9 protein-coding genes and 2 pseudogenes are annotated in these 10,857 nt (G+C 71.3%); 5 read left to right on the forward strand and 6 right to left on the reverse strand.

The features are described 5' to 3' along the window. Positions 1 to 149: 149 nt before the first annotated feature. A pseudogene (locus tag ACFYW5_RS35995) lies at positions 150 to 305 on the forward strand (arsenical-resistance protein); the annotation flags it as partial. After that, positions 288 to 1,193 (forward strand): annotated as a pseudogene (locus tag ACFYW5_RS36000) (NAD(P)-binding domain-containing protein); the annotation flags it as partial. The pseudogenes ACFYW5_RS35995 and ACFYW5_RS36000, both read left to right, overlap by 18 nt. A 57-nt stretch (positions 1,194 to 1,250) precedes the next feature. Here ACFYW5_RS36000 and ACFYW5_RS36005 read toward each other — a convergent pair. Then, the gene (locus ACFYW5_RS36005; RefSeq protein WP_389421360.1) at positions 1,251 to 1,397 is read right to left on the reverse strand and encodes a hypothetical protein; all 147 of its coding nucleotides are present in this window, start codon (positions 1,395 to 1,397) and stop codon (positions 1,251 to 1,253) included. Positions 1,398 to 1,495: 98 nt separating this feature from the next. Between ACFYW5_RS36005 and ACFYW5_RS36010 the strand changes: the two genes are divergently transcribed. Beyond that, positions 1,496 to 1,903 carry a heavy metal-responsive transcriptional regulator gene (locus ACFYW5_RS36010; RefSeq protein WP_389421361.1) on the forward strand — a complete coding sequence of 136 codons (408 nt, stop codon included), beginning with the start codon at positions 1,496 to 1,498 and terminating at the stop codon, positions 1,901 to 1,903. Between the two features lie 82 nt (positions 1,904 to 1,985). Here ACFYW5_RS36010 and ACFYW5_RS36015 read toward each other — a convergent pair whose 3' ends face one another. Then, the gene (locus ACFYW5_RS36015) at positions 1,986 to 2,351 is read right to left on the reverse strand and encodes an ArsR/SmtB family transcription factor (protein ID WP_389421362.1); all 366 of its coding nucleotides are present in this window, start codon (positions 2,349 to 2,351) and stop codon (positions 1,986 to 1,988) included. 89 nt (positions 2,352 to 2,440) lie between these two features. Continuing rightward, positions 2,441 to 3,514 (reverse strand): flavin-containing monooxygenase, encoded by a 1,074-nt coding sequence (locus ACFYW5_RS36020; RefSeq protein ID WP_389421363.1) that lies wholly within the window; start codon positions 3,512 to 3,514, stop codon positions 2,441 to 2,443. A 105-nt stretch (positions 3,515 to 3,619) separates the two neighbouring features. Between ACFYW5_RS36020 and ACFYW5_RS36025 the strand changes: the two genes are divergently transcribed. After that, positions 3,620 to 5,023: an NAD(P)-binding domain-containing protein gene (locus tag ACFYW5_RS36025; protein WP_389421364.1), complete on the forward strand. Its 1,404-nt coding sequence runs from the start codon at positions 3,620 to 3,622 to the stop codon at positions 5,021 to 5,023. Beyond that, complete coding sequence (locus ACFYW5_RS36030; protein ID WP_389421365.1) at positions 5,020 to 6,258, forward strand: MFS transporter; 1,239 nt, start codon at positions 5,020 to 5,022, stop codon at positions 6,256 to 6,258. The genes ACFYW5_RS36025 and ACFYW5_RS36030 overlap by 4 nt, the downstream gene beginning before the upstream one ends. Positions 6,259 to 6,741: 483 nt before the next feature. Here the strand turns inward: ACFYW5_RS36030 and ACFYW5_RS36035 are convergent, their stop codons facing one another. The 3 genes from ACFYW5_RS36035 to ACFYW5_RS36045 form a co-directional block, all read right to left on the reverse strand. Continuing rightward, positions 6,742 to 7,887, reverse strand: a complete 1,146-nt coding sequence (locus ACFYW5_RS36035; protein WP_389421366.1) for a hypothetical protein — start codon at positions 7,885 to 7,887, stop codon at positions 6,742 to 6,744. A 970-nt stretch (positions 7,888 to 8,857) separates the two neighbouring features. Continuing rightward, entirely contained in the window at positions 8,858 to 9,865 is a 1,008-nt protein-coding gene (locus ACFYW5_RS36040) for a hypothetical protein (RefSeq protein WP_389421367.1), read from the reverse strand. 446 nt (positions 9,866 to 10,311) lie between these two features. Continuing rightward, positions 10,312 to 10,608, reverse strand: a complete 297-nt coding sequence (locus tag ACFYW5_RS36045) for a hypothetical protein (RefSeq protein WP_389421368.1) — start codon at positions 10,606 to 10,608, stop codon at positions 10,312 to 10,314. Between the last annotated feature and the right edge of the window lie 249 nt (positions 10,609 to 10,857).

Below are 10,857 nucleotides of genomic sequence, written 5' to 3' on the forward strand. Positions count from 1 at the left end.
CTGCTCGGGCAGGCTCAGACTGCCCGAGCAGAGTCATATCGCGAAGGCCGCGTACGACGGATCACAGCCCGCCGCAGAGCCGCAGCCCCTCCGGACTGAGACACGGGAAGTGCCCCTGGTCGCGTACGACGTCCTGCCCGGCGCCGCGGGTCACCCGCCGGTTCGGGGAGGAGAAGATAGACCGCGAAGGCTACGCGCAGCGCTTCCTGCCGAAGATCGGCCCGTGGGCGCTGTACGGGCTGCTGTTCACGATTGTCATCCTCTTCGCCCTGCAAGGAAAGACATCCTTGTTCTCCCCGGCCGAGCACTCGTCGCGTCCCGGCCGGCTCATGCCCACCCAACCGGGGCAGACCTACCCGGACGCCGGCCATGTGGTGGACTACCTCACCGACTACGAATAGCGCTACGACCTGCTCACCCAGCACGGCACCCGCGTGGACGCCGTACGCCGCGACGCAGGCGGCTCCTGGTCGCGGCGGACACGGGCACCTGGCGGGCCTGCGCGGTCATCAGTGCCACCAGCAGCTGGTCGCGGCCTTTCCTGCCCGTCGTCCCCGGCCGCGAGGTGTTCACCGGACGGCAGTTGCACACGGTGAACTACAGCTCTCCGGCCGGCTTCGCCGACCAGCACGTGATCGTGGTCGGCGGCGGGAACTCCGGCGCCCAGATCGCCGCCGACCTTGCCCTGGACGGCCGCGTCGAGGTGACGCGGGTGACCCAGCAGCCGCCCCGCTTCCTGCCGGACGACATCGACGGCCGCGCCCTGTTCGACGTCGCCACTGCCCGCCGCCGTACCCTCGGCGCCGGCCGCACCGACACTGGCGGTATCGCCTCCGCTCGGCGACATCGTCGCCGTGCCGCCGGTGCGGCAAGCGCGGGATGCCGGGCTGCTGAAGGCATCACCCGTGTTCGTACGCCTCGAGGGCGATGGCGTCGTGTGGGCCGACGGCACCCGCACCGAGGCGGAGGCGGTCATCTGGTGCACCGGCTTCCGCCCGGCCTTGTCCCACCTTGCCCCTCTGGGACTGCGCGGCACGCGCGGACACATCCCCACCGACGGCACCCGCGCCCTGGGCGAGCCGCGGCTGCACCTGCTCGGGTACGGCGGCTGGACCGGCCCGGCCTCCGCCACCCTGATCGGCGTCGGCCGCCCGGCCCGGGACGCGGTACGCGAGATCGCCGGGCTCCTGTGAGCACAGGCGGTGCGGCCGTCCCCGGCCGCGCAGTACCGGGCGGCCGGGGACGTGCGGCTACGCGACCTTGACCATGGTCTGGCCGCAGCAGCATGTCGGGTTCTGCTGGCCGCCGCAGCTGGCCGGGGCGCCCTTGGTCACCGTCAGCTCGCACCCGCAGTTCTCATCGGGGCAGCGATAGACCTCGCCCTCACGGAACGGCATCGCTCTCACCTCCTTGTTCACGTTTCTCTCCCGTCGCGAGCGACGCTAGAACCTGGCCCCAGGGGCAAGGTCAACACTGGGCGGGAGGAGGAACGCACATGGCGATGCAAGGGTTGACGATCGGGCAGGCGGCCAAGGCCGCCGGGCTCACACGCAAGGCGGTCCGTGTCTACGAAGCCAAGGGCCTGCTGCCCAGGGCGGAGCGCAGCCAGGCCGGCTACCGGCTCTACAACGAAGACGATGTCGAGTTGCTGACGTTCATCCGCCGGGCCCGTGCACTGGGCCTGCACCTGGACGACGTCGGCGAGGTCCTGCACATCCGCCGCGGCGGAACCCTGCCGTGCGACGCTGTCCGCACCCTGCTCGACGCACGCATCGCCGAGATCGACGCGACCATCACCGATCTCCTCGCGCTGCGCCAGACCCTCACCGAGACCCGTAAAGCCGCCGACGGCCGGCCGTGCGGCGAGTCGGCCGCGGTGTGCTCGATCATCGAGGACGCCTGAGCCGCCACCGCCGCGCCGGCGCCCGCCTACATGAGGGCGGGGCTGCGGCGCTCGATGAGGACGACGTCAGCCCGTTCGATCGTCAGGCCGCGGCCGGCATGGCCAGCAGCTTGCCCATCGCGGCGAGCACGGACGGCTCGACCCGGTAGTAGACCCAGGTGCCGCGCCGCTCGGAGGTGAGCAGCCCGGCCTCCTTGAGCTTCTTCAGGTGGTGGGACACCGTGGGCTGAGAGACGCCGACGTCGGAGATGTCGCACACGCACGCCTCCCCGCTGGGGTGTGAGGCGACCGCGGAGAAGAGCCGCAGGCGCACCGGGTCGCCGAGCGCCTTGAACATCCGAGCGGCCGTCTCGGCCTCCTCGGCGGAAAACGGCCGCTCGGTCAGCGGCGGGCAGCACGGCGCCACGGTCTCCGGCTCCAGCAGCGGCAGCACCTTCGTATTCGACATGCATCTATGTTGACACATGTCGAATCAGAGGGCGAGGGGCGGAGCCGCGTGCAATCACGGGCCGTCCCTCGCCCGTCGGGGTTCGGCCGCTACAGGCCGGCGGCGGCCGGGGCCTTGCGGACGTGGGCGGCCAGCGGGCCGATCACGTACTCGGCGTCCCGGCCGACGCCGCGCAGCGTGTTGGAGGCGAAGGACCGCTGGAACTCCAGGCCGAGGTAGACCAGCCCGGGATGGGTGAGGGAGATGCCCCCCGCGTGCAGTGGCGCCCCCTGTTCGTCGAGTGCGCCGAGTTTGGCCAGGTAGTCGAGGTGGGGCCGGTATCCAGTGGCGAGCAGCACCACGTCGGCCCGCTCCCGGCTCCCGTCAGCCCATATGACCTCGTCGCCGTCCAGGGCGGTGAACATCGGCTGCCGCTGGAGCCTCCCCGACTCCAGGGCGTCCTGGTAGCGGCCGGTGTCGAGGACCAGGGTGCCGCCGACGTAGTGGATCAGCCAGTGCGGCGGCAGGTGGTCGAAGCCGGTCGTTGTCAGCCAGTGGTGCAGGTCCTTGCCGTCGCGGATCTGCGGCAGGAAGTGGACCGGGGCGCGGGTGGCCAGGGTCACCGTGGCCACTTCAGCCAGTTCGTAGCCGACCTGGACGGCGGAGTTGCCGCCGCCCACCACCACGACCCGCTTGCCCGCATACGGTTCGGGGCTGCGGTAGTCGGCGACATGCAGCACTTCGCCGGCGAAGCCCTGCCGGCCGGGCAGGTCGGGCAGCAGCGGGTTGCCGAAGGCGCCGCTCGCGGCGACGATCCCGGCCGCACCCAGGCGGCGGCCGTCGGCGGTGTGCAGGATGAAGCCGGCGCCGTCGCTCTCCACGCTCTCGACACGAGCGTGGGTGCGGATCTCCGCGTCCAGCCGGTCCGCGTAGCGGGTGAGGTAGTCCACGACCTCGTCGCGGTGCGGATAGCGGTCCCTGCCCCCGCCGAACGGCAGGCCCGGCAGGGCGCTGAACCGGGCGGGTGAGAACAGCGTGAGGCTGTTGTAGTAGCCGGGCCAGGAGCCGGCCGCCTGCCCGGACGCCTCCAGTACCACTGGCGCCAGTCCTTGCTCGCGCAGGGCATGGGCGGCGGCCAGCCCGGACTGCCCGCCCCCGATAGCCGCGACATCGACGTACTCCATGAACCAGACCCCTCAATTCGACAACTGTCTATGTTGACGTCTATCGAAGCAGGTGGCATGCTGGCGGCGCAAGCCATCGACGGACGTCGAAACAAAGGAGTCGCCGTGAACGCGCCCACCACCACCGAGCTGCCCGTCGTGGTCGTCGGGGCCGGCCCGATCGGCCTGGCCGCCGCCGCCCAGCTCGCCGAACGCGGCATCACGCCGCTGGTCCTGGAGGCAGGAGCGGCCGCGGGCGCCGCGGTGCGCGAGTGGTCACACGTGCGGCTGTTCTCCACCTGGGGCGAGGTGACCGACCCGGCTGCCGAGAAGCTGCTGGCTCCCACCGGCTGGACCCGGCCCGACGCGCACACCTACCCCTCCGGCGGTGACTGGGCCGAGCAGTACCTGCAGCCGCTCGCCGATGTCCTGGGTGACCGCGTCCGTTTCGGCGTCACCGTCACCGGCGTCTCCCGCACCGGCCGCGACCGCGTCGTCGACGCCGACCGCGAGCAGCAGCCCTTCGCCGTGCACATCGCCTACGCCGACGGCCGCGAGGAGCGCGTCATCGCCCGCGCGGTCATCGACGCCTCCGGCACCTGGGCCACCCCGAGCCCGGCCGGCGGCAGCGGCCTGCCCGCCCTCGGAGAGCGGGCGGCAAGCGACCGCATCACTTACCGCGTCCCTGACCTGAAGGACCCCGCCGTCCGCGCCCGGTACGCGGGCAAGCGCACCGCTGTGATTGGCTCTGGCGCCTCCGCCTTCACTGCCCTCGCCTACCTGGCCGACCTCGCCAAGTCCGACGACGGCGCGGGAACAAGGGGCGTGTGGATCCTGCGCCGGGGCATCTCGGGCTCCACCTTCGGCGGCGGGGAAGCCGACCAGCTTCCCGCGCGTGGCGCGCTGGGTCTGGCGGCGAAGGCCGCCGTCGACGAGGGCCACGCCGACGCCGTCACCGGCTTCCGCACCGAGGCGATCGAGCAGGCGGACGACGGCCGCCTGGTCCTGGTCGGCGAGGACGGGCCTCGCCTGGAACCGGTCGACGAGGTGATCGCCCTGACCGGGTTCCGGCCCGACCTGTCCTTCCTCGACGAGCTGCGCCTGGGCCTCGACGAGCGCCTTCAGGCCCCCGTCGAGCTGGCGCCGCTGATCGACCCCAACCAGCACTCCTGCGGCACCGTCTACCCGCACGGCCACCGCGAGCTGTCCCACCCCGAGCAGGGCGTGTACCTGGTCGGGATGAAGTCCTACGGTCGCGCTCCGACATTCCTGGCAATGACCGGGTACGAGCAGGTCCGCTCCGTCGCCGCCGCGATCGCCGGCGACCTCGCCTCCGCCGACCGCGTCGAACTCACCCTCCCCGAGACCGGAGTCTGCGGCGGAGCCGGCCTCTTCGACACCCCCGACGCCCAGGAGGTCGACGGCGGCGGCTGCTGCGCTCCCGCCCCGCAGCTCGTCCAGCTCGGCGCCCCCGCCACGGCCGGGACGGCGGCCGAACAGACCCCGGCGGGCGGCTGCTGCGGCTCGTGACCGACCTCAGCACCCGAGGCGACGGGGCCGCGACCGGAACAGGGGACCGGTCGCGGCCCCGCGCCGCCCTGCCCGCCCTCTGCGCCACGCAGGTCGTGAGCTGGGGCATCGTCTACTACGCCTTCCCCGTCCTCAACCCCCAGATCACCCCCGCGACCGGCTGGCCGGCCGGGGCGACCACCGCGGCGTTCTCCCTCGGCCTCGTCGTCTCCGCCATCGCCGGAATCCGCGTCGGACGCATCCTCGACCATCGCGGCCCCCGCGCCGTCATGACCGCCGGCTCCGTACTCGGTGTGGTCAGCCTGCTGATCGTGGCTACGGCCCCCAACTTGCTGGTCTTCTTCGCCGGTTGGGCGCTGGCCGGGCTCGCGATGGCGGCCACCTTCTACCAGCCCGCGTTCGCCGCCCTCACCCGCTGGTGGGCCCCCGACCATATCCGCGCCCTGACCATCGTCACCCTCGCAGGCGGGCTCGCCTCCACCGTCTTCGCACCCCTGACCGCGGCCCTCGCCGACCACCTGTCCTGGCGCCACACCTACCTCGTACTCGCCGCCATCCTCGCCGCCGTCACCATCCCCGCCCACGCCCTGGCCCTGCGCGCACCCTGGCCCGACGCCCCAACCAGCCCTGCGCACAAGGCCGAAGGCGCTGCCGATGTGGGGCGCAGCCGGCCGTTCCTCCTGCTCGCCGCCGCCTTCACCCTGTCCAGCTTCGCGATGTACGCCGTCGTCGTCGCCCTCGTCCCCCTCTTCCTGGAACGCGGATACACCACCAGTCAAGCCGCCTGGGCCCTTGGAATCGGCGGCGCCGGACAGACCCTCGGCCGCACCCTGTACGCCACCATCGCCCGCCGCACCACCGCCACAGCCCGCACCACGATCCTCATCGCGCTCGGCGGCCTCACCACCGCCGCCCTCGCCGCAGTACCCGGCCCCTACGCCTTGCTCATCGCCGTGTCGGTCGTGGCCGGCATGGTCCGCGGCAACCTCACCCTCCTCCAGGCCACCGCCATCACCGACCGGTGGGGCACCACCCACTACGGCCGCCTCTCCGGACTCCTGGCAGCGCCCGCCCACACAGCAGCAGCACTCGCGCCGTTCGCCGGCGCCGCCCTCACCATGCCCCTCGGCGGCTACGGACCACTCTTCGTCCTCCTGGCCGCCACCTCCATGGCCGCCGCCCTCACCGCGCCATGGACAGACACCTCCAAACGCCATCGAAGGTCTCTTACATAGCAGGGTTCGTGCCCGCTCAGAACAGACAACCGAGGACCCACCAACAGCACAACGCCACCACCCTCCCGGTGATGGCACCACACCTGTTGCGCCGCATATCGTCCACAGTAAAGTCGCTGAGCTGCACCGACACGCTCTCCTCGCCTCGCGCCACAGTCTCTGCACCCAGAGAACCCGCTGGGCGTTGCTGCCGTACCGAATAGTGAGTCCCTGGCATAGCGCGCACGGGCCGATCTGGTTCGGGTTGCAGCCGAGCATGATCGCTGCCGACGCGGGGTCGGTCGAGGGGTCGATACGTCTGACGGAGTCGTTCATGCATCCGAATCTACGTCGGACAATCCGGAAGGCTTCGCCGTCGTGGCCGTCGGTTTGGCGGCGAGAGGTTCGGTGGGCAAGCGGCAGCCTGGGCTTGGGCAAGCCCTGCTGGTTCCGGGTGGGCAAGCCGGTCCTGTCAGGCTCGGCGGGGCCGGCAGCCTGGTTCGGTCAGGTGCGGGTGACGGTGAAGCCGGTGCTGTTGAGGGCGTTGGTCCACACGTTGCGGTCGAACCATTTGGTGATGTCCGGCTGCATCTCGGTGAGGGTGCGCATGCGGGCCTGCCAGTCGTGGCCGGTGGGGTCGCGGTTGCCGTCGCATCCCTCGCAGCCGTCTTCTCCGTGGAGGTGGCCAGCCATCCATGCGTTGACGGCGACGTTGAGGATGACGGCGTACAGGTCTCCGCCGGTTTGGGCCAGGCCGTCCGGCACGCCGGCGAGGATGAGGGCCAGCTCGGGGTTGTCCCGTGGCGGCATGGGGGCTTGCCCGGCCCCTGTGTCGGGGCTGCTGTCTTCGAATTCCTGCACGCTCTGGGCGATGCTGTCGGCGAGTGCGGAGGCGTCGAAGTAGCGCCAGGCTGATCGCACCTGGATGCCGAGTTGGTCGGCCACCGTCTGGACGTTGCGCTCGATGGTGTCCTCCACCGTCGGGGGGGTGAGTGTGACGCCCCGGCGGGCCAGTTCGGCGAGGGTCTCGGCGACGGCTTCTTTGAACGCTTTGGTCTTCCGCACCACCGCATCGTAGGGGCGTGGGGCTTGCCCGGGAGGCCGGATAGGGGAGTTCGCGGGCGCGGGCGGCTGAGGGCGAGGGGGCCAGGGAGGCCGGGAAGACGGCGTCGGGTCCGAAGCGGGCGCGGGCGGTGTCGGCCGCCTTCTCGAGCCGTCGTGCTTTGTCGTCGCTCGCGTCGAAAGGAGCTGGTGGTGGGCGTCGGCTGCGGGGCGCAGGGCACAGGCGCGCAGGGTGATGGTGCGGACGCGTGCTCGTTGGAGGCCGAGGATGTCGTAGATGCGGTGGGCGGCCTGGGTGAGGGCGGCGGAGTGGTTGGTGGCTTCCGGCAGGGTGCGGGTGCGGGTGGTGTGGGAGCGGTCGGCGTAGCGGACGTCGAGGGTGAGGGTGCCGGTCGCGTCGTGGGTGTGGCGGAGATCGGCACCGAGGTGTTCGGCTAGGACGAGGATGCCGCGGCGGTGGTGTCCGGGGTCGAGTTCGTCGTATGGCAAGTCGTGGCGGGCGGTGCAGGAGGCGGGGGCGGAGCCCGGGGGTGACAGGTCGGGGGCCGTGTCCGTCGGCGCCAGTCGGCGGCACACCACGCCGGCCACGGAGGGGCTGTGCCGCGCTCAGCGTGGCCGTCAGATAGGCGGCGGGAGGCTCGGTGGGCAAGCTCCCGCCTTGCTTGGGCAAGCCCCTGCTGCTCGGGGGTGGGCAAGCCGGTCCCACCGGTACCCGGTCTCTGCCGGGGCCAGTAGGGCGGGTTGGTGAGGGCGGGTGACGGCTCTGATCGTCTGGGGAGTGCCCCGGGCTCTCCTGGGCGGTCACCGAGACAGGCATCACGCGAGGGCAGCCGCGTGGCCTCCCGTGGGGAGCCGGGAGGCGCGGCGGGCCCTGTCGCTGGGGTGCAACGACAGGGCCCGATAGAGGGGCCGCCGCCAGGGAAGCGAGGGATCCCACGGCCACCACCATGCACCAAAAACCAGCCACAGCAATAGAGATCAGCCACGACTTCCTACAGGCGCACTGCAGCCCTGCCACGGCCGCGGCGCTCAACGAGGGTGAGTGTTTGTTCCTGTTCCGGGCCGCCTGTGGAGTGTGCTCGTCCACGGCGGCGGGTCCGTCGTGCATGACGTGGAGGGAGTGTCACCGCGATGTGTCTCATGCGTCATATCCCATCGTGGCGGGTTCCGTCGTCGGTCCACAGCCGTACTGGCTGGCGCACTCCCGTCTCGGTCTCGCTCTTCTCCCTCGCCCAGCGAAGGTCCGCGAGGATTCCCTCCATGCTGTCCGGCGCACCTGCAGACGGACGGGTCAGCGCGCGGACGTGTGGCCAGCACAAGTCGAGCCAGCGTGGTCCCGAGGCGGTGGGGATGACCCTGGTGGTCACGCCCGCATCCCCGCACATCGCGCACGGCGCCAGCGGCATGGCAGTTACGCGGTCGCGGAACTGCCGGCGAGTGGGCTGAGCAGGCGCCGACGGCAGCGCGGCCGGGTCGATGCCGTGTTCTTGCAGCTGCGCCTCGGTTCCGACGTCCGTACCGTCCTGTCTCGAAAACGTCATCGTCTGTGGGCGCGAGTTCAGCTGGCGCGGCGGTAGGTGGCGGCGGGGCCGATGACGTCGGGGCCGAACTTGTCGCGGACGCGGTCGATGGCTGTTTCGGCGATCAGACGTGCTTCGCGGGCGTCGTCGAGGCTGATCTGTTGGGCGGCCTGGTCGGCGTCGATGAGGTCCTCGCCCTTGAGGGCGAGGGCGGTCAGGCGGCCGCGTTGCAGTCCGGCGGCGTCCATCAGCTGGTAGGCGAGCAGGCGCAGGTCGTCGTCGTGTGCGGACGGCTCGGTCAGACGGCGAGTCCTGGTCCAGTTGGTGTTGCCAGCGAAGGTCAGGGTAAGGGTGAGCGCACGGGCCGCCTGCTGTCGGCGGCGCAGCAGGTGCCCGAGCCGGACCACCAGGTCGAGGAGGGCGGCGCGGACAGGGGCGCCGTCCAGGGTGTGCTGCGGGAAGGTGTGGCGGACGGTTGCGGCGGCGGGCAGCGCCTGGGGGATGACGGGGCGCGGGTCGATGCCGCGGGCCCGGTCGGCTGCCGTGCGGCCAGCGCGCCCGCCCAGCAGGCGCTGAATGGTGGCAGGCGGGACGGCGGCGAGCAGGCCCACGGAGTGGATGCCGTAGTCGCGCAGCACGGCGGCCTGGCGTGGTCCGATGCCGTGCAGGGCCTCGACCGGCAGCCCTGCCAGCCAGTGGGCGGCTTGGTCGGGGTCGACGGCCAGGACGCCTCCGGGCTCGCCGATCTGGGCGGAGGCGGTGGCCGCGACGGTGATCGAGGGCCCGATGCCGACGCGTACGTCGACACCCAGGCGGGACAGCGTGCGCACGCGCAGGATGTCGCCCAGGTGGCGGGGGCCGGTGCCGTGGTAGCGCAGGGCGCCCTTCAGCTCCACCAGGGCTGCGGTGGGCGGGAGCGCCTGCACGACCGGGGAGAGCTCCGCCAGCAGCTCCAGCACCTGCCGGTAGGTCTCCTCGGGCAGGCGGTCCGGGCAGCGCACATGCATCACCGTCGGCCTCTGGCCTGCCGGTACGTTCGCGGTCATGGCATCCACCTCCCATCCCTCACGTTATCGAACATACAATCGAACACGCGAGAGCGCGAACGGTAGATCATGGGCATAGAATCAAATGTGGCTTAGCGGCGTAGTTGACCGGTTAGCGGTCTAGTTGGCCGATGTGGGCGTTGAAGTTGGCCGCAGGTGAGCCGTGACACGCTAGTTGGAACCTGGTCACGAGAGTTGGAACCAGTGCGGCCGGCGCCGACTAGGCTCACCCCCGTGTCCGATCCAGCCCCTGACCTTCGCATGCAGTCCTTGATCAACCAGCTCCGGCCGGGGGCCGTGAGAACGGTAAGGATCACCGGGTTCGACGGAGCGGACGTTTTGGTGCAGCTGGTAGATGCCGAAGGCGAGACAGCCGAGATCGCTCGGATTCCTCGACAGGAGGCGTCAATGCGCCGGATGGACCGGTGCCGAGGTCGGGCTTGTGGTCATGGTGTGTCGCCGGAGTAGTAGAAGCGGCAGGTGACGCCGGGCCCTTGTGTGCGGGGTTCGCCGGGGCGCGGGTCGTACAGGGCGCGGCCGCCGGGCCACCGTGACAGCTCGGTGGACAGGGCCACGCCGTCATCGACTTCCTCGCTCCGCCACCCGTGGATGTCCAGCAGCAGACCGTCCAGCGGCCCGCCGACCAATGCGGCGTAGGTGCGGTGTGGGAGCGGGCCCGGGTGGGGGTCGTCGTGCTCCGCGCCGTAGACCCGTCCGTTCAGCAGCTGCTCATCGCCGTTCATCCGCCCAAGCCTTGCAGCCACCACCGACAACACGGGCTTGCCCAAGGGGCGCCTTGGGCTTGCCCGCGTGGCCGGGTCGCGGCGGCTTGCCCGGGTCAGGCGCGGAAGCGGAAGGGCCAGCCTGTCGACGGTCATGTATTTCGGCTCTGTCGGGAATCTTGTGATGTCACAGGGCTGAGCTGGGCAGTCTCCGGGTGTGCGGTTCAGGGGTGTTGGGGCGGTTGTTGCCGCATCTGTCCGGTATTGTCA

This window comes from Streptomyces sp. NPDC002779 (genome assembly GCF_042888685.1).
Taxonomy (GTDB): domain Bacteria; phylum Actinomycetota; class Actinomycetes; order Streptomycetales; family Streptomycetaceae; genus Streptomyces.

Excerpts from the sequence above, each read along its gene's own strand:
- ACFYW5_RS36045 (WP_389421368.1), bottom strand. The coding sequence starts at position 10,608 with ATGAACGGCGATGAGCAGCTGCTGAACGGACGGGTCTACGGCGCGGAG.
- ACFYW5_RS36040 (WP_389421367.1), bottom strand. The coding sequence starts at position 9,865 with ATGACCGCGAACGTACCGGCAGGCCAGAGGCCGACGGTGATGCATGTG.
- ACFYW5_RS36020 (WP_389421363.1), bottom strand. The coding sequence starts at position 3,514 with ATGGAGTACGTCGATGTCGCGGCTATCGGGGGCGGGCAGTCCGGGCTG.
- ACFYW5_RS36015 (WP_389421362.1), bottom strand. The coding sequence starts at position 2,351 with ATGTCGAATACGAAGGTGCTGCCGCTGCTGGAGCCGGAGACCGTGGCG.
- ACFYW5_RS36010 (WP_389421361.1), top strand. The coding sequence starts at position 1,496 with ATGGCGATGCAAGGGTTGACGATCGGGCAGGCGGCCAAGGCCGCCGGG.
- ACFYW5_RS36005 (WP_389421360.1), bottom strand. The coding sequence starts at position 1,397 with ATGCCGTTCCGTGAGGGCGAGGTCTATCGCTGCCCCGATGAGAACTGC.